General features: G+C 59.1%; 22 protein-coding genes. 16 read left to right on the forward strand and 6 right to left on the reverse strand.

All coding sequences use genetic code 11. From position 1 onward, the window contains the following. The first annotated feature begins 5 nt into the window (after positions 1-5). Together KF691_12985 and KF691_12990 are read left to right on the forward strand one after the other, a co-directional pair. Positions 6-2,333, forward strand: coding sequence for a YidC/Oxa1 family insertase periplasmic-domain containing protein (locus KF691_12985; protein MBX3390357.1), 2,328 nt, complete (start codon positions 6-8; stop codon positions 2,331-2,333). A 495-nt stretch (positions 2,334-2,828) separates the two neighbouring features. Then, on the forward strand, positions 2,829-3,575 hold the full coding sequence (locus tag KF691_12990; GenBank protein ID MBX3390358.1) for a hypothetical protein: 747 nt from the start codon (positions 2,829-2,831) through the stop codon (positions 3,573-3,575). Here the strand turns inward: KF691_12990 and KF691_12995 are convergent, their stop codons facing one another. Next, a complete protein-coding gene (locus KF691_12995; protein ID MBX3390359.1) occupies positions 3,576-4,382 on the reverse strand; it encodes a helix-turn-helix transcriptional regulator in 807 nt (268 codons plus the stop codon). Between the two features lie 74 nt (positions 4,383-4,456). On the opposite strand from KF691_12995, the gene KF691_13000 reads away from it, so the two are divergent. Genes KF691_13000 through KF691_13010 form a run of 3 tightly spaced genes read left to right on the forward strand, consistent with a single transcriptional unit; the run spans position 4,457 to position 5,801 of the window. Continuing rightward, positions 4,457-4,843, forward strand: coding sequence for a hypothetical protein (locus KF691_13000; protein ID MBX3390360.1), 387 nt, complete (start codon positions 4,457-4,459; stop codon positions 4,841-4,843). 51 nt (positions 4,844-4,894) lie between these two features. Further along, positions 4,895-5,380, forward strand: a complete 486-nt coding sequence (locus KF691_13005; GenBank protein ID MBX3390361.1) for a VOC family protein — start codon at positions 4,895-4,897, stop codon at positions 5,378-5,380. Between the two features lie 25 nt (positions 5,381-5,405). After that, the gene (locus KF691_13010; GenBank protein MBX3390362.1) at positions 5,406-5,801 is read left to right on the forward strand and encodes a hypothetical protein; all 396 of its coding nucleotides are present in this window, start codon (positions 5,406-5,408) and stop codon (positions 5,799-5,801) included. Positions 5,802-5,914: 113 nt separating this feature from the next. Here KF691_13010 and KF691_13015 read toward each other — a convergent pair whose 3' ends face one another. Together KF691_13015 and rmuC are read right to left on the reverse strand one after the other, a co-directional pair. Further along, positions 5,915-6,310 (reverse strand): hypothetical protein, encoded by a 396-nt coding sequence (locus KF691_13015; protein ID MBX3390363.1) that lies wholly within the window; start codon positions 6,308-6,310, stop codon positions 5,915-5,917. A 111-nt stretch (positions 6,311-6,421) separates the two neighbouring features. Continuing rightward, positions 6,422-7,837: a DNA recombination protein RmuC gene (rmuC, locus tag KF691_13020; protein ID MBX3390364.1), complete on the reverse strand. Its 1,416-nt coding sequence runs from the start codon at positions 7,835-7,837 to the stop codon at positions 6,422-6,424. Between the two features lie 505 nt (positions 7,838-8,342). On the opposite strand from rmuC, the gene KF691_13025 reads away from it, so the two are divergent. The 7 genes from KF691_13025 (at position 8,343) to KF691_13055 (ending at position 15,537) form a co-directional block, all read left to right on the forward strand. Next, positions 8,343-8,930: a hypothetical protein gene (locus tag KF691_13025; GenBank protein MBX3390365.1), complete on the forward strand. Its 588-nt coding sequence runs from the start codon at positions 8,343-8,345 to the stop codon at positions 8,928-8,930. A gap of 112 nt (positions 8,931-9,042) precedes the next feature. Then, on the forward strand, positions 9,043-9,354 hold the full coding sequence (locus tag KF691_13030) for a co-chaperone GroES (protein ID MBX3390366.1): 312 nt from the start codon (positions 9,043-9,045) through the stop codon (positions 9,352-9,354). A gap of 122 nt (positions 9,355-9,476) precedes the next feature. Then, the gene (locus KF691_13035; GenBank protein ID MBX3390367.1) at positions 9,477-9,707 is read left to right on the forward strand and encodes a hypothetical protein; all 231 of its coding nucleotides are present in this window, start codon (positions 9,477-9,479) and stop codon (positions 9,705-9,707) included. 99 nt (positions 9,708-9,806) lie between these two features. Next, positions 9,807-11,447: a chaperonin GroEL gene (gene groL / locus KF691_13040; GenBank protein ID MBX3390368.1), complete on the forward strand. Its 1,641-nt coding sequence runs from the start codon at positions 9,807-9,809 to the stop codon at positions 11,445-11,447. A 55-nt stretch (positions 11,448-11,502) separates the two neighbouring features. Further along, positions 11,503-12,279 carry a hypothetical protein gene (locus KF691_13045; protein MBX3390369.1) on the forward strand — a complete coding sequence of 259 codons (777 nt, stop codon included), beginning with the start codon at positions 11,503-11,505 and terminating at the stop codon, positions 12,277-12,279. Positions 12,280-12,289: 10 nt separating this feature from the next. After that, positions 12,290-13,102, forward strand: a complete 813-nt coding sequence (locus KF691_13050) for a hypothetical protein (GenBank protein MBX3390370.1) — start codon at positions 12,290-12,292, stop codon at positions 13,100-13,102. Positions 13,103-13,371: 269 nt separating this feature from the next. Further along, complete coding sequence (locus KF691_13055; GenBank protein ID MBX3390371.1) at positions 13,372-15,537, forward strand: CHAT domain-containing protein; 2,166 nt, start codon at positions 13,372-13,374, stop codon at positions 15,535-15,537. Positions 15,538-15,793: 256 nt separating this feature from the next. Here KF691_13055 and KF691_13060 read toward each other — a convergent pair whose 3' ends face one another. Continuing rightward, positions 15,794-16,813, reverse strand: a complete 1,020-nt coding sequence (locus KF691_13060) for a hypothetical protein (protein MBX3390372.1) — start codon at positions 16,811-16,813, stop codon at positions 15,794-15,796. A 265-nt stretch (positions 16,814-17,078) separates the two neighbouring features. Between KF691_13060 and KF691_13065 the strand changes: the two genes are divergently transcribed. Then, positions 17,079-17,543: an OsmC family protein gene (locus KF691_13065; protein ID MBX3390373.1), complete on the forward strand. Its 465-nt coding sequence runs from the start codon at positions 17,079-17,081 to the stop codon at positions 17,541-17,543. 257 nt (positions 17,544-17,800) lie between these two features. Here the strand turns inward: KF691_13065 and KF691_13070 are convergent, their stop codons facing one another. Together KF691_13070 and KF691_13075 are read right to left on the reverse strand one after the other, a co-directional pair. Next, on the reverse strand, positions 17,801-18,484 hold the full coding sequence (locus KF691_13070; protein MBX3390374.1) for a hypothetical protein: 684 nt from the start codon (positions 18,482-18,484) through the stop codon (positions 17,801-17,803). A 629-nt stretch (positions 18,485-19,113) separates the two neighbouring features. Then, complete coding sequence (locus KF691_13075) at positions 19,114-20,013, reverse strand: hypothetical protein (GenBank protein MBX3390375.1); 900 nt, start codon at positions 20,011-20,013, stop codon at positions 19,114-19,116. 288 nt (positions 20,014-20,301) lie between these two features. On the opposite strand from KF691_13075, the gene KF691_13080 reads away from it, so the two are divergent. The 3 genes from KF691_13080 (at position 20,302) to KF691_13090 (ending at position 21,933) form a co-directional block, all read left to right on the forward strand. After that, entirely contained in the window at positions 20,302-20,520 is a 219-nt protein-coding gene (locus KF691_13080; protein MBX3390376.1) for a hypothetical protein, read from the forward strand. A gap of 332 nt (positions 20,521-20,852) precedes the next feature. Then, complete coding sequence (locus KF691_13085) at positions 20,853-21,008, forward strand: hypothetical protein (GenBank protein MBX3390377.1); 156 nt, start codon at positions 20,853-20,855, stop codon at positions 21,006-21,008. Between the two features lie 133 nt (positions 21,009-21,141). Next, positions 21,142-21,933 (forward strand): hypothetical protein, encoded by a 792-nt coding sequence (locus tag KF691_13090; protein ID MBX3390378.1) that lies wholly within the window; start codon positions 21,142-21,144, stop codon positions 21,931-21,933. Positions 21,934-21,938: the final 5 nt, after the last annotated feature.

The following is a 21,938-nucleotide window of genomic DNA, read 5'->3' on the forward strand; positions in this document are numbered from 1 at the left end:
TTCCGATGCCCCAAGAACCAAACAAACTACTCAGACCCCTCGCGGTCGCCGGCGCGTTCCTCATCGTCATCGCCGGCTTCTTCGCGATGTACTTCTCGTCCAAGAGGACGACGCAGCAGCAACTCGCGCAGAACGCCGCCGCGCAGGCCTCTTCGCCCGAAACCCCCGCGCCGGTCGTGAAAGACCCTGCCGCCGCCGACCCGGTTGTTGAATCGCAGCCCCAGCAATCCCAGAAGCTACCGCCTGTCCCCGAAACATCCGCGAAGCCCACCACGCCCGCATCTTCCTCTTCAACCGACTCGAAGCCCGAGTCAAAGCCAGAGCCGAAGGCCGCACCGACAATCAACGCCCCTTCGCTCCGCGCACGCGTCTGGCCCGCTGATCCCGCGGCATCCACCGCGCAAATCGCGAGCTCGCACCTCATCGCCCGCTTCTCCGTCGTCGGCGCCGGAATCGCCGCGCTCCAGACCGCCGATCACTACGAGACCATCGAGCGCGTCAACCGCGTCGATCTGCAATCCGAATACACGACCCCCGTCTACGACCCCGCCGGAAACGCGCTCACGACCGCCGCCGGAGTGCCGCTGACCACCATCGTCGCGCCCCTCGCGGCACTCGGCCTCGAAATCAACGGTCAGTTCATCAATCTCTCGGTCGATGCCGCCGGCTCGCTCTGGAAGTTCACGCCGCCTTCCACGTTCACCGCGGAAATCGCCGACGACAAAGACCAGACCGCGATGCGAATCACACGCACCTATTCGCTCGCGGCAGATGCGCACAATCTCCTCGTCGCGCAGAACGTCGAGAACCTCAGCAACGCGCCGATCTCCTTCCGCTTTATCCAGATCGGCCCCGTCGATCTCCCGATGGACGCCGCGACCTACGTCGGCGAGAAGCGCCGCCTCCGCTTCGGCTATCTGCTTTCTCCTCAGTACGACCCGACGCAGAGTTTCGTCCAGAGCCGCGACTATGTGATCGAACACTCGGCGGTCCTGGGCACGAAGCAGCCAAACGGTCATTACACCGAGAGCGTGACGGAATGGCCCAACGCGCTCAGCAAAGAAAAGCAGTTCACGCTCTCCTGGATCGGCCTCACAAACCGCTATTTCGGTGTCGCGCTCCACACACCGATCACCCTAGGCGCCACCGGCGCGGCGCTCATCGCCGAAAAGCCTCTGCACAGCGTCGAGCAGGTCGATCGGCTCGTGCTCGAGCGCCCCCCCGTTAACGGCCATCCAAACGACGTCGTTGCGCTCCGACTGACCAGCCCAAGTGTCACCGTGCAGCCCGGCAAGGCCGCCGATCTCTCGCTCTCGCTCTACGGCGGCGCCCTCATACGCAGCGAGATCAACGCCAATCCCGCGGGCCAGGCGCTCTCGCTCAACGGGCTCGTCCTGTATTCCATGCCCGGACCGTGCGCGTTCTGCACGTTCAACTTCCTCACGTCGTTCCTCCTCTGGCTGCTCACGTTCCTGCACTCGATCGTCCACGATTGGGCGCTCTCGATCATCCTGCTCGTCGTCGTCGTCCGCACGATCCTGCACCCCGTGACCAAGTGGTCGCAGGTGCGCATGCAGCGCTTCGGCAAGCAGATGGCCGCGATGGGCCCCAAGCAGGCCAAGCTCAAAGAGAAGTACGGCAACGATCCCAAGACGCTGCAAGCCGAGACCGCCAAGCTCTGGCGCGAAGAGGGCATCAGCCCGATGGGCATGCTGGGCTGCCTGCCCATGTTCCTGCAGACGCCCATCTGGCTCGCGCTCTACGCGACGCTCTTCTTCGCCGCTCAGCTCCGCCACCAGCCCGCCTTCTACGGCGTCTTCCAGAAACTCGGCCACACCACGTTCCTCGCCGATCTTTCCGTGCCCGACAATTTCTGGGTCTTCTCGCAGAAGGGCATCAATATTCCGCTCCTGAGCAGCATGCTCGGCCCCGTCACCTCGATCAACATTCTGCCGCTCATTCTGAGCGTCGTTTTCTATCTCCACCAGAAATACCTCACCCCGCCGACAACAACGCAGCTCACCCCCGAGCAGCAAACGCAGCAGACCATGATCAAGTGGATCAGCCTGATCATGTTCCCCGTGCTGATGTACAACGCGCCCGCCGGGCTCACGATCTACTTCGTCGCCAACAGCGCGCTCGGCATCGTCGAACACAAGCGCATCCGCGCCCACATCAACAAGCACGACCTGCTCAACCTCGACAAGATCAAGGAACAAAAGGGAAAGAAGGGCGCAGGCAGTGGCGGCGGCTTCTTCTCACGCATGCAGGAACTCGTCGAGCAACAGCGCAAGGCCGCCGAAGCCGCGGGTCGGGCCAAGCCCAAGCGTTAACGCTCGCGCTGACGGCGCACGCGCCTCGGCTTCGAAGTCGCCGGGCGATCAGCGTCGTCCCGGCGGCAATCAAAGCTTCGGCGCTCGAATGCCCCTTCTTCAGGTGCGGCGTGCTCACGACCCCGCTTCTCCATCGATCCGCGCTGTTTCCATCCGGGTGTCGCCGGAATGCAGGGGCTGGAAACACACCCGATGCACGAGATGTGAACGGCCTTTCCGCTCCCGGGAAACGCACAAACGGCGCTCGGACATCCCTTCTTAATCAATCTTGGTCTTGCGGAATCCGCTGATCTGCGATAAATTTGTCTTGCGTTCTCGCGGGGGCTGGAGAGCGCGAGTGAAGGGCGCGGCAATCAAGGTGCAGAACGAATTCAACCTTCCTCGCTCGAGAGAAAGCTCCTGTGAATTCGCGCCCGTGCACTTTGAGCGAGGTCACTTACCTTTCTCTTCCGTTCGGGATTGGTGCCCCGGGCAAAGCAAAGAAGGAGATCGTCCATGCGCTCCCGGACCAGAGTTGCAGCACTTGTAGTCATGTGCATCCCAATGTCCGCCGCGTTCAGCGCCGTGACGTTCACATCTCGCCATAGCGAGGCCAAGAACATACGCATCGATACTTCCACCTCTTTCTATTACTACAACGAGTCTTGGACCTACGACCAGATGGGGACCGGTTCGGTCGCGATGACGTTTTACAACCACACCTCCACCGTCACGAACTCCGGTGTAAGCGGGTCGTTTTCTGCGTACAAACACACCGGCGCCAGCAATCACGTCGACGAGATCAGTCAAGCGACGCTCGAAGCGTACTTCACCGTTTCCGGAAGTGTCTCAGCGTCGATCAAGCTCAACGGTGGCAGCGCGGAAGATTTCTACCAGCACACAAAGCCGGAACAAGCAAACGCATACTTTGTGATCTACAACGCGAGTACGAATGCCCTCGTCTTTGATTCATGGAGCCTCGCAACGTTTGTGTACGACCCGGTGTCTTTCCACAGCACGCGAACCTGGTCAAACATCACAACCAACGTATTGCTCGGCCCAGGCGACTACCGCTTGCTCGTCGGCGCCAACGGAAACAGTCAGTACTACACCGGATTCGGACAGGGCTCCACCGGCAGCGCCAATTTCACCACCTCGATGACCTTCGCCGAAATCCCGACACCGGGCGCCGCCGCCGCACTTGGCGTTCTCGCCGTCATCGCATCTTCGCGCCGACGCCGCGAGCCCGGAACCACATCCTGATCAACGCGCCCGTGCAAATTCCCCCGGCGTCACGCCGGCTTCGTGCCTGAACGCCGAAACAAACGCGCTCACGCTCCGGTAGCCGCACTCCTCCGCAACCGTCGCCACCTTCACGCCCCGCGCCAGCAGCCGCCCCGCGTGGAGATGCCGCTGGCGCTGCCGCCACTTCTCAAACGTGAGCCCGGTCTCCACCGGAAAGAGACGCTGCACCGTGCGCACGCTCACGCCCCTCCCGCGGCACAGCGCCGCCAGCTTCCTGCGATCCCCCGGATTCGCCTGCAGCACGCTCGCCACCCGCGCGACACGCCCATCAGCCGGCCAAACAAGTTCCCGAGGTTCGCGAGCGCCCTCGCACACTTCGCGCCGCACGATCTCCACGAGCGCGCCGTGCCAGGAGACCCTGCCGTCGAGCGCACTCATCGCCGCGATCCGCTCAAGGGCCTCTCGCAGCAGCGGACTCGTCAAAACCGAACAACACCGATCCGGCAGTTCCGCCGTCCCGCTTCGCTTCTTGCCGCGCGCGGCCTTTGACGCCCGCAGATAGAACACCCGCATCGCAGTCTCCACGCACACTTCAAGCTCATGCCGAACGCCCGCCGGCACCCACACCGCGTTCGAGGCGGGCACCGACCACGATCCCTGAGGCGTCCGCACGATCATCACGCCTTCTCCCGCCGCGATCAGCCGATGCCAGTTCTCCGCAAACGACGTCGTCCGAACCCCCGCGGCGCACCGCGCCACCATCGTCCGGACAACCAGAAATCGCTCGTCGGAAAGCCGGAGGCCCGGTTGGCGCATAATCGACATGAATCGTCATTCTATCGACTTGGCGCAATGATGCAAGGCCGCTACATTCACCCATCTCAAACGGAGAACCATCGATGGCCAATCACCTTTCTCACTTCGCCGTCAGCGCCGACAACACCGATCGCGCCCGCCGTTTCTACGAGCGTGCGTTCGGCTGGGCCTTCCAGCCCTACGGCCCTCCGGGCTTCTATCTCCTCGAGACCTCCGGTGCCGGGAAAGGCGGACGCGTTCCCGGCGCGCTCCAGAAACGCTTCGAAGTCGTGCCCGGCGTCACCCTCGCCGGTTACGAGTGCACGATCTCCGTTCCGGATGTGGATGCCGCGGCAAGCGCCGTCGCCAAAAACGGCGGCAAGGTGCTCATGCCCCGCGCCACCATCCCCTCCGTCGGCTCATTGATCCGCTTCGCCGACACCGAGAACAACATCGTCTGCGCCATGCAGTACGAAAATCCCTCCCTCTAAGCATTTGTCCGCTGATCGCATCCTCGAAACCGCGCTCTGAAAGGAGCCACCATGTCGCTCGCGCTCAACGTCGTATCCCTGTTCGCCTGTTCGTTGCTCGTTGGCGCGTGCGCCAGCAGCGGCTCGGCTTCCCCGAGTTCCGATCCGGCCAATCCGCTCTCGGACGCCGGCATGATGGGCTTTGTCGCAACGAGCGACGCCCCGCGCAGCCGCGCGTTCTACGAAGGCAAGCTCGGCATGCGCGTGCTCGAAGACGACCCAATGGCGATCATGCTGAGGCACGACTCGGGGATTCTCCGAATCCAGAAAGCCAATTCATTCCAGCCCCAGAGATTCACCGTGCTCGGCTGGAGAGTGCACGACCTCCGCACAACCGTGCATCGCCTCAAGAACGCCGGTGTCGCGATCGAACGCTACCCGGGAATGTCGTTCCAGGACGATGACGGCATCGCCACATTCTCGAGCGGCGCCATGGTCGCATGGTTCAAGGACCCGGACGGAAACATCCTCAGCGTCGCGCAGTTCACGGAATTCTGACCGCAAGATCGCTTACGCTATCGCCATGCGACCATTCATCGCGGCATGCGCACTGCTCTTCTCCCTCGCTTCCTGCGCCTCGCGCTACGACCAGCTCAAATCCGAGTCCGAGCGCGTCGAATCCGCGCTCACCAAAGAACAGTCCCTCGTTCTCAACACCGACAAAGACGCCGCCGACCGCCAGGCACGCCTCGACTATCTCACCCAGCTCCGCACCACGCTCTCCGCGGCAAACATCGGCCTCTCCACCATCAAGTACGTCGTCCCCGCCGACAAACAGCCCGTCGCCTACGACGTGCTCGAAGAGGTCTACGGCACCATCAAGTGGAACATCCCGCTCGGACCGAGCGACCCCAAAAAACAACTCCCCGCGCTCTTCAAAAACAACACGCTCAACATCAACGAACTCACCGCTCAATAGCCCCCTCCCGGAGGGAGGGGTTTGGGGGTGGGCTGCGCTTTGAACCCGCCGCACTCTCTCTCATTTCTGCCGAAATGCCCGGCTTGCGTCAAAGCGCCTGGCACGCCGACCACTCAGTCTTTCGCAAACCGATCTCGGAACACGACACTAACTTCGCTCCCCTCCAGCACAAACACCAGTTCTCCGGGCTTCGACCGGTCCATCGGCGGCAGCACCACATCCTTCTGATGTTTCGCCCCCGCGATGTCCGTCCATGAAACGCGCGCCGGGCTCGTGACGGGATACGGGAATCCTGACATCCCCGCAGTCCCGTCTTTTACAAGCGCTCCGACACGACAGTCTTGACCTGCAAACGACATCGTGAAATTGTCAACGCTTGCACTTGACTTGTTCTTCGCAATGATGTCGAGCGGCTGCTGCTGGCCGCACGATGCGAGCACCAGCATCGCCACCGCAAGCATCGATCGCATAGTCGTCTTCTGCAGATTGAAACGAAGGCCTCCGCGCATGCAGGCAGCCTATCGCGTGGCCGAATCATTTGCTCGCCCGAATCAGAGTCGATTCCCGAATGTGTTTGCGCCTCTCTGCCGCTCCGCAACTCTGCTGCTCTGCCGCTCTTCTCACTCCGCCGTCAACCGCAACTGCGTGCTCACAACTTCCACCTGTGGAAGTTCCTTCCCGCTCTTCGCCCCGCTCTCCTCAAACTTCCGGAACGTCGGCTCAAGCCGCTGCTCATAGCTCGCGACAAACTTGTTGTAATGCTCCGCCGCGTTCGAGAGCGACTTGCCCAGCTTCCCGACATGCTCGAACGCCACCGACGCCCGCTCGTGCAGTTCCGCGCCGAGCCGCCGCAATTCCATCGCCTCTTCCGCCAGCGTCTGCTCCTGAAACCCGACATGCACCGCGCGGAGCAATCCGATCAGCGTGCTCGGGCTCGCGAGCAGCACGCGCTGCGATGCCGCGAACTCCAGCAAATCCGGCCGGCGCGAGAGCGCGGCATCCACAAACTGATCCCCCGGCACGAACATCACCACAAACTCCGGCGCGTTCTCATAGTGCTTCCAGTACCCCTTCTTCGCGAGCGCGCCCGCCTGACTCGCGATCCCGTCCGCAAACGCTTTCAAGAAACTCTCCACCTGCGCCGGATCCGTCGATTCGATCGCATCGAGATACGGCTTCAGATTCGCCTTCGCATCGATCGCGACCTCGCGCTTGTTCGGCAATTTCACGATCATGTCCGGCCGCAATCGATTCCCTTCCGAATCGATCGTCGATGACTGCTCCGTGAAATCGCAGAACGCCCGCATCCCGGCCAGTTCCGCCACCTTCTTCAGTTGAATCTCGCCGTACTGCCCCCGCACCTTCGGATCGCGCAGCGCCCGCCCGAGTTTCTCCGTCGCCGCGCGCAACCCTTCGTTCCCCATCGCCATCTGCTGCACCTGCGTCCGCAATTCCGAATAGCTCGACGTCCGCTCCTTTTCGATCGCCGCCAGCTTCTCGTCCGTCTTCTTCAGCGTCTCCGCGATCGGCTGCAGCAGCCGCTCCACCGCCTGCCTGCGCTGCTCCATGTCCTGCGCCGCGATCGTCGTCTGGCTCTTCAGTTTCTCGTCGCCGATCTTGACAAGCTCCGCCCGCGCATCGACCAGCACCTGCGACGCCAGCGCCCGAAACTTCTCCGACATCGTCGCGTTCGCATCCGCCAGCTGCTTCTCGAGCGCCCGCTTCATCTGTTCGTTCTGCTCGCGCAGCGCACGCCGCTCCATCTCGAGCGCCTCCGCCGCGCCGCGTGCCTGTTCTTTCAATCGCGCCGCCTCGACCTCCAATTGCCCGGCACGCGCCGTCAACTCGTTCGCCTTCGTCTCGACCATCGCCGCCCGCTCGTTCGCGTGCGAAAGGTCATCCACGATCCCGGCTTTTTCCGCCGCACTCCGCGCCGCCTCCGCCATCAACTTGCCGCGCTCGACAAATAGCCACGCGATAACGCCGACCAGCGCCAAGCACACAACCACCAGCACGCCCGCAACAACTTCCATCATGCTTGCAGTCTACGAGTTCGTCTCTCAGAGCCCCCCTCTCAGGAGGACATTCTGCACCGACAAAACGCACCAACCCAAGGTTGCGCCCAAGAGGCGATGCATCCCAGCCCGAATGGGCTGATAGATTCGAGCCGAGGGTGGAGCAAGTCTTCGAGCGACACCCTCGGTCGTGTGGGCAGCGTTTCCGCACGCTGAAAGCGTGCAACTCCAACTGTCCGATCTGGGGGCCCCAACTCACCTTTTGCCTAGCCCTCCGAGGAGGCTGTTGGCGTGAAGACCTAGTGCCGAAACGGTTCTCCCAAGGCCGAATCCGGTCCGGCACCCCCTGCCGAAATGGCATCCACGCCTTTTCCACAACAAGCAATTGGCCATTCCAAGAGCGGTCCTTGCTCGCTCACCCGCTGAGAGCCCCTTCTTTTTCAGCGCCACGCGGCATTTCCCTCCCCACATTCGCCCATCCTCCCACCCGCCCCCGGCACCAAACTTGCCCTGTTTCCGGTACGTCATGCTCCCGATTCGGCCTATCTTCTCCCCCTCCGAAAGCCCCGCCTCTCCCGACGGCGGCACATGTCCTCCCGACGCCCCCACCGGCGGCCCAACAGGCGGCCGCCTCAATCTCCTGCTCTCCTACGCCGGCTGGCACCGGGATCCGTGGGTCGATCGGCTCCCCAAACTCCTCGAGCCGATGGGCGTGCAATCGCACCGCGCGGGCTCGGGACGCCAGGCGCAGGACGTCATCAAGAACATCCCGATCCACATCGCGGTCGTGGATCTCGGCCTGCCGCTCGAATCCCAAGCCGCGGCAGATCCCTCGCTTCTCGATTCCGCGCCCGAACTTGAAGAAGGCGGCGCGCGGCTCCTGGAGTTGCTTCACCGCATGAGCACGCCGCCGCCCACTGTCGTCGTGAAGCGCGCCCGCTCGACGCGCGACGATCACCGCGACATGGCGCAGGCGCTCCGTATGGGCGCGTTCGCCGTCGTCGATAGGCCGCACGATGCCCACGATCTCAACGTCCTGCTCGAAGTTCTGCGTCGTTGCTTGTGCCGCTTCTATCAGGGCCGCTGGCCCGGCGCTTCCGACCTCGTCACCTGAACTGTCCTTCCTTGTCTCAACTGATGCCCGATGCCTGATCCCCGATGCCTCCGTCTTAACCCTAGTGCCTAGTGCCCAGTGCCTAGTGCCTGTTTTTCCTGAGGAGTTTGAAATGCCCAAGTCTGATTCCAAAGTCGCCGTCCGTCCGCTCCACGACAAAATCCTCGTCAAGCGCGACGAAGCCGAAACGAAGACCTCGTCCGGCATCTTCCTTCCCGAAACATCCAAGGACAAGCCCAAGACCGGCGTCATCACCGCCGTCGGCGACGGCGCGCTCAACACCGACACCGGCCAGCGCATTCCGCTCACGGTCAAGAAGGGCGACAAGGTCATCTTCTCGTCCTACTCGGGCACCGAGGTCAAGATCAACGACCAGGAACTCCTGATCATGTCCGAGGACGACATCCTCGCGGTGATTGACTGAGGAAGAAGGCATCAGGCATTTGGCATCGGGCATCAGTTCAGATGCCGCGATGCGCAGCCTGTTGCATTCACCGGTCGCCGTGGCCCGCGCGTTCCTGATGCCTGATCGCTGATGCCTCTCCCATGACCCCCGACCAACTACGAACCGCCCTCCGCGAACTCAACGGCGAACGCGACCTGATCGTCGTCTTCGCCGATGTGCCGTCGCCGGTCCCGGGCCTCGCGAGCATCGAGGTCAAGAAGGCCATGCTCATCCCCGACGAGGCCGATCACCTCGTCAAAGTCACCGACGGAAAATCAATCGTCATCCTCGACGCCGAGCGAGTCGCTTGGCTTCGAATCGGTTTGAAGTAGTCCCAAAGTGCCAAATGGCCAAAGCGCCAAATGGCCAAATCCTGAAAGAGAAACCTTTGCATTTGGCCCTTTGGCCATTTGGAAATTTGGAGATTTGAAATGCCCGCTAAATCAATCGCATACAACACCGACGCCCGCGAACGCATCCTGAAAGGCGTTCAGAAACTCGCACACGCCGTGAAAGTCACGCTCGGCCCCTCCGGCCGCGTCGTCGTTCTCGAAAAATCCTTCGGCGCCCCCACCGTCACCAAGGACGGCGTCACCGTCGCGAAGGAAATCGAGCTCGAAGATCAGTACGAAAACCTCGGCGCGCAGATGGTCAAGGAAGTCGCCTCCAAAGCCAGCAAAGACGCGGGCGACGGCACCACCACCGCAACAATCTACGCCGAAGCAATCTACTCCGAAGGCCTCAAAAACATCACCGCCGGCGCCAACCCCAACTCCGTGAAGCGCGGCATCGATCAGGCCGTCACCTCGATCGTCGATGAACTCAAGAAGATGTCGAAGAAAGTCGACTCCTCCAAGGAAATCGCGCAGGTCGGAACGTGCAGCGCGAACCAGGACGAGGAAATCGGCAAGATCATCGCCCAAGCAATGGAGAAAGTTGGTAAAGACGGTGTTATTACCGTGGAAGATGGAAAATCAATAAGCACTGAAGTTGAGTTGGTTGAAGGTATGCAATTTGATAAAGGCTACCTCAGCCCGCACTTCGTGACCAACACCGCGACGATGGAGTGCACGCTCGAGAATCCGTACGTGCTCATCTACGAGAAAAAGATCTCGAGCGCGAAGGACATGCTGCCGGTGCTCGGAAAGATCGCGGAGAGCGGCGCGTCGCTGCTGATCATCGCGGAAGATATCGAGGGCGAGGCGCTGGCCACGTTGGTGGTCAACAAGCTGCGCGGCATTCTGAAAGTTTGCGCGGTCAAGGCGCCGGGCTTCGGCGATCGCCGCAAGGAGATGCTGCAGGACATCGCGGTGCTCACCGGCGGCAAGGCGATCATGGAAGAACTCGGCATCGCGCTCGACAAGGTCGAGATCTCGGATCTCGGCCGCGCGAAGAAGGTGACCGTCGATAAGGACAACACGACGATCGTCGAGGGCGCGGGCTCCAGCAGCGAGATCAAGGGACGGATCGAGATGATCCGGGCCCAGATCGAGAACACTTCGTCCGACTACGACCGCGAAAAGCTCGAAGAGAGATTGGCAAAGCTCGCCGGTGGTGTGGCGCAGATCAATGTCGGAGCGGCGACGGAAGTCGAGATGAAGGAGAAGAAGGCGCGCGTGGAAGATGCGTTGCACGCGTGCCGCGCCGCGGTTGAAGAGGGCATCCTGCCCGGCGGCGGCGTCTCGGTGCTGCGAGCCCGCAAGGCACTCGACAAGCTCAAGAAGAAGACGGAGCACCAGGACGAGCGCGCGGGCATGGACATCGTCTGGCGTGCGCTCTCGGCCCCGGTCAAGCAGATCGCGGCAAACTGCGGGCTCGACGGCTCGGTCATCGCGAGCAAGGTCGAAGAGTCGAACGAGACCAACTTCGGCTACAACGCCCTCACCCACGAGTACGGCGACCTCTTGAAGATGGGCGTCATCGTCCCGACCAAGGTCGAACGCGTCGCGCTCCAGAACGCGGCATCAATCGCCGCGCTCCTGCTGACCACCGAGGCCGCGATCGTCGAGATCAAAGAAAAGAAGAAGGCGGGTGGTGGCCATGACCACTCGCATGATGATATGGATTACTAGTACTTCAGTGAGTATTTGCCTAGCCGCAAATACTCGCATTGTTCCGGAGGCGTCGATGCCGACAGAGACCTCGACCGAAACTTCATCTCACGTCGTCCAGAGAACGACTAATCCCGCTCAGATGCTCTTTGAGCTGCTGCAAGAGATGCTTCCGAAGGAACGACACCTCTCAACTCGTCACGTTTTGTCAACGTGCTTGGACATTGATGCTTCCAACGACGTCGAGTTTGCATCTGCATTCGCTGCTTTTCACATGCTCATCGCCAAGGCACAAGTTGCCGTCGTTGACTGCGGACTCAAAGAACATATTCATCTGAAATCACTTAACCAGATCCGAGCATGCTTTACGCCCGATGCCATGACGGGCCAATGGGGACTGATTGTCCCGCGAATCGAGGGGACGCCCCTCGCGTTGCTTGAAGCTACGGCGGACGCACTTCTCGAAAAAGTTCCTGAGCCGGCCATTTCGCGAAGTGATCTCGCTGCAATCCACGCTCAAATTCGTTCACTCCTAGACGATGCGTTACAAGCAGACCTGCCCAAAGCACTCCGCCAGCTGTTGGTCGATTTTCTATGCGAGCTCGACGTCGCCTTTTCGCACTACAAGATTCGAGGAAACGACGGAGTTCGTCGTGCAGCAGAGCGCGGCGTCGGCATGCTCTATATTTTGTGGACTCGGCACCCAGAAACGAGACAGTCCGGACTCTCAAAGCGTATTTGGGACATCGTCAAGAAGGCGGCCAGTCTCGTACCATGGGCAAACGAGTTCATACAACTCGCGGAAACGGTGAATACCGCCACGGGACTACTTGCCAACACGAAGAAAGAGTAAGGCAGGCTCGATGGATGTCAGCCCACAAATTGCTGTATGTGTGCTGCTGCTTGTTCCCGGCCTCATTGGCCATTCGCTTTTCTGCGCCCTGACGTACACCGCTGCGCCTTCATGGTCCGCGCGAACCGTGATTGCAATTATTCTTTCGGCATTCTCGTACATCTCGATCTCGCTACTTCGCTGTTGGCCCGCTCTTGATTGGCTTCCGGACCCCTCGACTCTATTGGGTTTAGCGGACAAGACTACCTCGGCGATCTTTGCCCCTGCACAGTTGATGTGCGTCGTGATCGCCTCTGGCCTAGCACTCATTTTTGCGACCCTTCTTGTTCTCGCTCACAACGGGCGGCTGGTGCATCGCATCGCTGCGTTAGTCGGCATGACTACCAAGAATGGATTTGCGAGCGAGTGGGACGCAACGCTTATTACGCGTGCGCGGGACAAGTGGCTGATGCTGTTGTTGAATGACGGGACGGCCTTTACGGGTTGGCTTAAATCTCACGACGTGGCCTCTGAAGAACGTGCCTTGGTACTGGAGAAAATCCGAGAATACGATCGCGAAGGCACCAGCTTCTTGTGGCCCGATGACGAACTGTTGTTCCTAAACGATTTGTCAAATGTGCGTGCGATGCGCATTATTCCGGTAAAGGAATTTTCCAATGAGCAAGTCTCAGCCCCCACGGCAAGAGTCCAATGTAGAGAAGAAATCAGCGAACAACAATCCCAATCCGCCCCCAAAACAGGACCCGCCGGTTTCGCAGATCAAGCCGGAGAAATCGCGAACGAACTAATTCGCTCGCGCGCAAGTGAGTCTCTTAAGGAGTAGCCCTTTGGAAACGCCAAATCAGTCCCAGCATTCCTCCAATCCCAGCCCGCGAACACAACACAACAACATTCCGCTTCACGAAAGCGCGAGCGTAAATCCCAATCCGCCTCCGAAGCAACCACCACCTGTCTCCCCCACGCGGCCGTCGGATAACGCCGCCAAATCCAAATAGAGCATTTCGGTAGCTTGGCGTGCTTCCCTACCCGACTACCTCCCGGGCCGCAAAGCCTACGCGGCCTGCCGAAGTCAATGCGTTATCATGATTGCGCATGTTCATCGTCGACGCAGATCCGCTCCTTGACCAACTTTCATTTCATTATTTCGTCCCACATACTGCTTCCGCTTTGGAAGACGCAAGCCCGTTTCAACTGATCTCCCCCGGAATATCGGAAACGAAGTACGCGTTTGCCCTGATCGCAGAATCTCCTCGCGATGTGACAGATCTGATTCATACCTCTGAAGACATCGTGACATATCGCATGGCGGGGCGAGGATTATCCGTCACTCCGCTTCCGGTTACCTTGCTTGAAGAAGTCCTTCCGCAAATGTCTTTGTCGGCTCTCACCGTTGTTGTAAGCGCGACCGAGGGTATAGCAGAGCAGACTGTTGCGGTGATCAAGACTTGTGTAGGGCCCGTCTTGCACGTGTCGCCTGCGATGTGGCGGCTAGATCGGAGTCTGCTTCGGGAATATGCGCTCACCGCGGCATCTTTCTGGAAAGATCGGCCTTCGCGAGCTCATCACGCGAAAGCGATTATTGACGGCCTAACAAATTGGACCGATCCGCTCAAGGCCACACAATTGCCGCTGATGGACCGGAAACACCTACTAACATGGCCGAACTACAGCGCGTTGCGCAGCGCAGGCTTTCAATCGCAGGATTGGGACAGAAAGCCATTGGTAGGGACTGACAACGAACCGTATTACAAAGCTTTGAAAGAATCTATAGATGCCATCGTCGCGATTCGCGACGGTGTCGCTGCGGATCATCCCGCTGCCGACGCACGATCCCGAGTCGACTTGATCCTGACGTCCCCTGGCGTTGTAAAGCACTGGAGACAGAGTCCGAGACACAACCTCCCTTCCTCCACACAGTCCGAGGCTCGTCTTGTGAACGATCTGCTTCGTCAAATTGTTACGCGTGACAACTACAACTTTCTCCTTCAAGTACCTGATGGCAGCAATGCAAAGACGATGTTCGACTCTGAAATCGTCCAGCAGTTTCTTTCCGCCAATTTAAGAGATTTGGAAGTCTACACCGCCATGGTGTCCATCCGGGCCGCATCTAGTTTTTCACCGGTACTCCGATTGCCCACGTCGGTGAACGGTGCGCATCAAGAAATCTCGCAGCTTGCATCCGCTGTTCGCTCAGACAAAGGAGGCTCGCCGCACAAACTAAATCGTTTGACGAGAACGTTGTCTAAGCGACTAGCTCGCAACTTGCCTGAGTGGATATTTGAACGACTTAAGGCTTCTCAGCGCATCAAATTAATAAGCGATGCGCCTCTCGAATGGCTTCCGATCGACGGTTTCCCGTTGATGCTTCGGGCGGATGTTTCGAGGGTGTCAGTGACTCCAGGAAACATGTTTGTGCAGCAAACGCTGCGCTGCTCGGAGATGGCGCTTCCGGCAAGTCATTTCCAAGACGTATTGGTCTTGAGGTCGTTTGCACCTGACGATCCGCTGCGATCGCTTCTCGCACTCAGCATGGATGTTTACAAAGCTGCTGGCAACTTTCCAAAAGTCCGAGTCAAAGACGTTTCGACTCGCGACGAACTGATCGCGGCGCTAAACGACTTTCACGGAGCGATTCTCGTTTATGATGGCCATGGCAAACACGATTCGTCAGACATTGGGCATTTGGCACTTGAGAAAGAAGATGTCAACCCTTGGAGCCTTCGTCAGCTTGCGCGAGTTCCTCCGATCGTAATCCTCTCTGCTTGCGACACGCAACCTTTCGGTGCTTCGCACGCAACCTCAGCGAACGGCTTTCTCGCAGCAGGCGCGCACACGGTTGTCGGAACAAGTGTTCCAATCGAAGGAAAGGCTGCCGCGATCTTTGCCGCTCGATTGCTATTTCGAGTTGGGAGTTTCCTACCCTTATTAATCAATCGCCCGTGGCGTTCATTTCGTTGGTCGGAGGTGTTCCCCGGACTTCAGAGACGACAATACACTTCGGAAGTGCTGCGCCGCCTCACCGCCCTAAACCAGTTGAGCTTGGGCGATAAAGAGATGATGGCAATCGAAACGTCCGTCGGAATGGCAATAGATACCGGAAAAGAGTGGTTGCAATTGCTGTTAGATCACATCGCAAAGGCAAAGCAGGTCTCGAGCGAGTCGGCGAAGCAGTTGGTTTTAAATCAGGCTGCGTTTGTCGAAGCTCTTGTCTATACCCAGTACGGAAATCCTGAACTCGTGGTCGGATTTGAGGGCTAGAGTTTGAACGGGCGGGTGGCACCACTCAGTCGCCCCGGGATCAACGCCGAACGGTCGTGCCACCACCCGTGGTTCCTCCACGAGTGGTGCGAACGGGGACGGACGTCCGTTCGAACGGGGAAGGACCTGGAAATCAATCGAGGCACACCACTCGTGCAAGGCCACGAGTGGTGGCACGTTCAGTTGTGGGTCAGTCTGTGTTGAGTCGTGCCACCTGCCTCAAAGCCGAAGCGTCCGCGCCACGTACCGTTTAAAGTCAGGTCCTAGTTGCTTTTGTTGTCGACTGCGCCGGTCGCGAACGCAGTTGCTGTAATTCCCTCAAGATAATCCGCATCTCATCTGCGTCAAGTCGTGACCGTTCCAAATCGACGGTTGTCTGCCCTTTGGAAAGTATTCCGTTTCGTTCCGTCGTCGCGAGGCATTCCACCGCCTTGGAGCCGGCGCTCTTCCCCTCGTGAAAGAGGATTACGCCGGTCGCAGCGAACCGAGACTGAAGTGTCGAGAGTTCGTTGTGAATAAATCGAATGTCGTAAAGCCCTGCGCGATAGAGTCGAAGAAAGAAAAACGCGAACAGTTCAATCAGGGTCGCAAGTGTAATACGCGGCGCCATGTTCACGAGCCACTCGTTAATTGGGGCTTTGGGATCATGAGACATTGCACTGATCCCTAGTAAAACTATACCTCCAAGAGCAACCGTCGCTCCCACCACCAAGTTAATGCCGTTACGCCGTGTAAGCGCGATAAGTTCTGCAGAAAGCCGCCGCTCAAGAGCGTCGTAGAAGGCGACGAGACAGAGAACTTGATTTTTTCGATTCGTATCTTCCATTGCGTCGACGAAAGACCATTGCTGACCCTCTTCAGTTTGTTCGGCACGAATGGGCGGTTGAACATTCGGTTGTTGGTGAGAGGGCTTGAGCGGCGATTGCTTGATTTCGCCCCGTGCAGCCGTTTCAATTGGAAGTAGAAGTTGCAACAGCGGCATCAGCACCCTTGGGGCAACCAGTTCACCTACAAGCAAATAATTCATCATACTGCATGCGGCGGCGGCCAGAAACAGCCCCAGCCCAGCTGCTTTGAGTCCTCCTCTCATGGGATTTGGCAGTTCAGAGTCTGAAAACACCAGAGGCAGTACCCAGCAAGCAATTGCCGACAGACCAAACAAATACGTATACCAAGTCAGAACCCGCAACCTTCTTCGGTGCTCCACATATGCTTTGCGTACCAGCCGTGGTTTAAGCGGCCTATTGGGGCTTGCGTTTTTCTCTTCTTCATCCATGTTGAAAAGTGTACCAATTTCTGTTGCGCTTACCGCGTCGGCGGGTGGCCATGACCTTGCGTCCCTCCCGACCCGTGAAACTCATCCCACGCGCCGTGGCACTGACCTGGTTCCTCCAGGTCAGTGTGTTTTTGCTCGAAGGTTGGCCCTGATCCGCCTCTCCCCATCGCACCAATCCTGAAAGCCCCACGAGTACTGGCACATCAAGTCCGCCAACCCGCCGCACCTTCCGACGTGTCAATACCCTCCTCCAAAGGGCAACCGCATGGGCGAATACACAGCCGTGATCAAATGGTCCCGCGACGGCGCGACCTTCACCGACAACCGCTACAGCCGCGCACACGTGTGGCAGTTCGACGGCGGCATCGAAGTTCCGGCATCTTCGTCGCCGCGTGTCGTCCCGATCCCGATGTCCGTCGCCGAAGCGGTCGACCCGGAAGAGGCCTTCGTCGCCAGTTTGTCCAGTTGCCACATGCTGTGGTTCCTGTCCCTCGCCGCGAAGCGCGGCTACTCGGTTGAAAGCTACCGCGATGAGGCCGTGGGAGTTCTCGCCAAGGACTCATCCGGCAGAACGGCGATGACGCTCGTCACACTCCGCCCCCGGGTCGAGTTCGATGGCGACACCCGACCCGCGCCGGACGACCTGCTCGCCTTGCACCACGCGGCACACGAGCAGTGCTACATCGCGAGTTCTGTACGAACCGAGGTCCGGTGCGAGCCGATCCTGTAGCGAATCAACAGGTATGGTGTTCGCGGCGGATGGCCCCGACCTTGCATCCTCCAGCTCGCGAAATTCCACTCTCGCATCGTGGCACTGACGTCGGTTCCTCCGACGTCAGTGTGTCGTTTGCTTTTCAATTCCTTTTCCGAACGCACTGACCTTGCCAAACCAAGGTCCGTGGCACGATGTCAGTGCCGCGACGTCAAGGCCACCTGCCGGAACCGGAGACTGGCGCAAGACCGACTTGGGCCATCTGCGACAAACATTCAGTTCAGCTTCCTGAATTTTGGCTTCACACTCAGGGTGAGCTTTCCACCTCCAGTGTTCACGCCGAAATCCTGAACCTCTATCTCCACATGCGTTCCGGGCACGGCAATCGGAATTGAGACGACGTAGATTTTGATTGATTTCAACAGAGCATCCAGGAATTTTTCGAACAGGAATGAAGTCGCGGCACCGAGAATCTTGTTCACCAGATCACCGATGATTCCCGGCAATCCGATCACATACAACCCGGGGAATTCGTCGCAGAATCCGGATATCTGCAGCAGGCGAGTTGCTGCCTTATCAACAACTTTCTTTTTCGTATCGAGCGACAGGCCGCCCTTCAGCGGTCCCTTCAGCCCGAGGCCGATGGAATACGACGCGCACGGATCCTTGCCGCACGGATTCCGGAGACAAACACTGGCCGTGCCCCATCCGGCGACATCGACCTCGCAGCCCATGAAGATCTTGTTCCCGTTGATTCCTCCGTGAGCATTCCACACATGCACCCGATAGCACACCGAAATGTCGCCATATGCAAGCAGAAGATCAACATGGAAAATCGATTTGCATGCCTGCTGATTGACGTCAAGATATTTCTTGGCGATGATATCGAACACCGCACCGTTGGTCGTCAACCATACCGAGTCCGGCGCGGCAATCTTGTTGCGCGATCGACTCGACAAGGTGTTGTCGCGATGGACACTTCGTCTGCAGCTTCCGCAGTTCGCTTGCGCCTCCTTCCAGATGTGGAGCGAGCCAACCGGCACATCGCCCGCCAACCAGCACATTGACGGGAAACGGATAGGGATTGCGAACTCGGAGTGTTCCGGCTCGCACCTCATGCACGTGCACGTCGAGCGACGCGTTGCCTCCGACCGCGTCGCCGTTCTCGCTGGTGCTCGAGCCGCCGGTGATGCAGCCTCCGAGCGCGAATCCGATCGACATGCTCATAAGCAGACATTTGCCTGCTTTCGGTGCAATTGTGGCGCTGCGATTCATCACGGCCCCCTTGCGCGGCAGATTCGCCGCAAAGGCGACTTATAGCGACAAAGGCCTCCACAATGTTGTGGAATCTTTCAACAACTTTCCACAGAATTGTGGATTGGTGGGCGGCTTGTTGGAGCAACCGTGCAAGGCAGTTGGCTTGATTTGTGTCCGCATTCCCCCACCACGCGGACAGGAATGAGGGAAGGAGATTGTGGGTCGCTGGGATCCGGGGGTGCCGCTCGCGGACTCGCTTCACGCCCCGGCCAAGTTCGTTCACCGCTTCGCGGTGAGGAGGCACGACACTCATGCCGGGTGCGCAATCCTTCTATTGACAGAACCGAGGCACTTCCGCCCACAGCATCCATCGGCACAAGGCGATTCCGAGCCCGACGGTGAGCGTCGCCGTCGATAGCACGAGCCACACCCAAAATGGGTTTCGGAGGCGCGTGCCCTTGCTCAGCGCGCACCAATTCCAGAACAGCAGCCACGCCACGAGCATCGCGGGAATGGTGGCATCGTCCAATCGCCAACGAGCGATTGGATCCAAGTATTGAGCGTGTGCAAACCAATACGGTGAAAGAAGCCCTTCCAGCGCGAACAACAATTTGTCCCACCACGCTCCGATCGGCCAAGCCAGGATGCCCATCGCGATTGCGTACAACGCAAGACGCACGAGAGTCGGCGCCGCGACACTTTCTTCGCGAGATTTCGGGCGAAGTGCCGCGAGAAGCACGGGGCTTGTCAGCGCCATCGCCAAGAACGGGTAGAACCACCACGCCAGAAAGGGCACCTCGCTTTCAACAATCCAGCGGGACTGATTGAAAGCCCAGTTGATGGTCAACTCCGGACCGGAAAGCGCCCAGTAATGGATGCACTCCGCGACAAACGTGTAGAGCGCGCGGCAGAACGGGAAGAGCAGCCAGAGCGTCATGGGCAACGCAAACCAAAGCGCGGCCGGGACCGGCCTCAAGGTGTGGCGCGGCAGGACTCGCATCCAGAAGCGCCGGGGCCAGAGAATCGCGAAGGAGGTTCGCACGCCCCACCAGAGCCACTGCCGCATCCCGCGCGCGTGCTCCACAAGACCCGGACAGAGCGGGCTCGCGAACACATCCCGCCAATCGAACGCCAGTCCGCACTCAACGCACCGGCCGTCCATGGGACAGCGATCCCGCCAGCGCGCGACCTCGCCGGATTGGTCGTAGCCGCAGCAAGGACACTTGGGCACCTTGGATTGCAGACGAGGATTCCCCGATTTGCATGCGCAGGCAAAGCATGCGTTGATCTCATGGGAGTTCGTCGCATCGCAAGATTTTGTTCGCGGGGATCGCGTCGATTCTTCGTCCGCGGGTGGACGACCGGGTTCGTCGCCAGCGTTTGATGGCCGCCGCGGCACGTGGAGCGGGAAGAGCGTTGAGGCAACGGCTTGCGTTGTGTCCGCATGCCCCCGCAACCCTACCGCGCCGACACGGACGGAGGAAACAGAGAGGGAATTGAGATTGGAGTATCATCGAATATGGGCGATCCTTCCAAGGCGATCCTGTGTCCGCGATGCAACATACCGAAGCGGTACCTCGGCACGAAGCAATTCCACGAAGGACATCGCTGGGGGATTCTCGGCGATCTTGGCGAACTGTTTGTCAACAAGGAAGCGTTTGACGTCTACGCCTGTCCGCGGTGTGGCGGGGTTGAGTTCTTCGTCGACGGAATCGGCGACGAGATGCGGCCGAGCTAGGGAAGTGAGCGCGGCTCGCGCAAACACAACATCTTATGAATTATCGATTTAGCGCGCCTTTTTCAAGGCACAATCAAAATACCGGCTTTGCCCACCAACCCTCGTCTGCCCACAAAAGCCTCCTCTTGCCCATAAATCCTGTGGAGACAAGATCTTAGACCCGTGAGGGCTGCCCATAAATTCACCCTTGCCGTGTGAAAGCGTTTACACCGAAAATTTTCCTTCCGATCAAAAGGCGCTATGGCCGTGAGGCAGTTGCACGGGTACCCTCGGACGCCGACAGTCATCGTCGATGGCGGGCCACTGGCAGCGGATTCACAAGGAGGTGACACATGGGCAGCAAGGCGTTTCGAGGTGCACGTAGTTCCGTGACCGGGAAGTTCGTGAAGGAGTCATACGCGAAGTCACACCCAAGAACGACGCAGATGGAGAACATTCCGAAGCCTGGACACGGCGACACCAACCGGAGCCACGGCAAGAAGAACTGATCCAAGTCAGATTCAACGCCGAATGTTTAAGCACACGTGTTACATCGTCGGAGCCGGAGGAAGCTGCGCGTACGACTTCCCAAATGGCCGAAATCTTGTCGAGCAAATCGCATTATTGCGATGGGCGCCGGGAGTGGATCTGAAGTCGATTCAGGATCCCGGTCTGAATGCCTTCTCTCGACTGCAAAAAGATTTGAAATGGGCCGCGCCGGAATCGATCGACGAGTTTGTGCGACACACGAGTCCCCATCACGCCGCCGCAGCTTTTGGCGTTGCACTTTGTCTTCTGCGCGCGGAGCAGAATCATGCTTTGTCTTTGGACCACGAAGATGATTGGCTTCGCACCGCATTCAACAGCCACACAGAGAGCATCAAGAACGATCCGGAACCAAATGTCTCTTTCATTACCTACAACTACGACCGACTCATCGAGAGGCACATGATGACCCGGCTTGCAGGCTATCGAACGGCTTGCGACTTCTACGATCGATTCGCGAGAATTCCGATTGTGCACCTGCACGGCGCATTGGGCACGCTTTCCAAGATTCCTAAAGCTGGCGGAACGCCATACATTTTTGCGGATCTGAACGCCGACACCGTCGTGGCTGCCACTAACAGCGCTTCGGCGTTACGGTTCTTTTGGGAGGAGAATCAGGATATAGTGCAGTTCGACCGCGCACGTCGTCTCTTGGTTTCGGCAGATCGGATTGTGATCCTTGGAATTGGACAGGCGTTTCAGCCGCTATCGAGATTACTCTCCGGATTCAGCGACAACTGGTGGAATGGCGTCGATATCTTTGCGACGGCATACCTGCTTCCTCAGGCGGGGCGCGAACGACTCTTGTCGCTTATTTCGAAGGCTAGAAAATACAAACTCTGTACTCATACCGCCAAAAAATGTCTCACGGATGACGTGTACGCGTAAGGGAA

This window comes from Phycisphaeraceae bacterium (genome assembly GCA_019636555.1).
Taxonomy (GTDB): Bacteria; Planctomycetota; Phycisphaerae; order Phycisphaerales; family UBA1924; genus JAFEBO01.

Coding starts and splice junctions, on each gene's coding strand:
- KF691_12985 (MBX3390357.1), top strand. CDS start 6: ATGCCCCAAGAACCAAACAAACTACTCAGACCCCTCGCGGTCGCCGGC.
- KF691_12990 (MBX3390358.1), top strand. CDS start 2,829: ATGCGCTCCCGGACCAGAGTTGCAGCACTTGTAGTCATGTGCATCCCA.
- KF691_12995 (MBX3390359.1), bottom strand. CDS start 4,382: ATGTCGATTATGCGCCAACCGGGCCTCCGGCTTTCCGACGAGCGATTT.
- KF691_13000 (MBX3390360.1), top strand. CDS start 4,457: ATGGCCAATCACCTTTCTCACTTCGCCGTCAGCGCCGACAACACCGAT.
- KF691_13005 (MBX3390361.1), top strand. CDS start 4,895: ATGTCGCTCGCGCTCAACGTCGTATCCCTGTTCGCCTGTTCGTTGCTC.
- KF691_13010 (MBX3390362.1), top strand. CDS start 5,406: ATGCGACCATTCATCGCGGCATGCGCACTGCTCTTCTCCCTCGCTTCC.
- KF691_13015 (MBX3390363.1), bottom strand. CDS start 6,310: ATGCGCGGAGGCCTTCGTTTCAATCTGCAGAAGACGACTATGCGATCG.
- rmuC (MBX3390364.1), bottom strand. CDS start 7,837: ATGATGGAAGTTGTTGCGGGCGTGCTGGTGGTTGTGTGCTTGGCGCTG.
- KF691_13025 (MBX3390365.1), top strand. CDS start 8,343: ATGCTCCCGATTCGGCCTATCTTCTCCCCCTCCGAAAGCCCCGCCTCT.
- KF691_13030 (MBX3390366.1), top strand. CDS start 9,043: ATGCCCAAGTCTGATTCCAAAGTCGCCGTCCGTCCGCTCCACGACAAA.
- KF691_13035 (MBX3390367.1), top strand. CDS start 9,477: ATGACCCCCGACCAACTACGAACCGCCCTCCGCGAACTCAACGGCGAA.
- groL (MBX3390368.1), top strand. CDS start 9,807: ATGCCCGCTAAATCAATCGCATACAACACCGACGCCCGCGAACGCATC.
- KF691_13045 (MBX3390369.1), top strand. CDS start 11,503: ATGCCGACAGAGACCTCGACCGAAACTTCATCTCACGTCGTCCAGAGA.
- KF691_13050 (MBX3390370.1), top strand. CDS start 12,290: ATGGATGTCAGCCCACAAATTGCTGTATGTGTGCTGCTGCTTGTTCCC.
- KF691_13055 (MBX3390371.1), top strand. CDS start 13,372: ATGTTCATCGTCGACGCAGATCCGCTCCTTGACCAACTTTCATTTCAT.
- KF691_13060 (MBX3390372.1), bottom strand. CDS start 16,813: ATGGATGAAGAAGAGAAAAACGCAAGCCCCAATAGGCCGCTTAAACCA.
- KF691_13065 (MBX3390373.1), top strand. CDS start 17,079: ATGGGCGAATACACAGCCGTGATCAAATGGTCCCGCGACGGCGCGACC.
- KF691_13080 (MBX3390376.1), top strand. CDS start 20,302: ATGGGCGATCCTTCCAAGGCGATCCTGTGTCCGCGATGCAACATACCG.
- KF691_13085 (MBX3390377.1), top strand. CDS start 20,853: ATGGGCAGCAAGGCGTTTCGAGGTGCACGTAGTTCCGTGACCGGGAAG.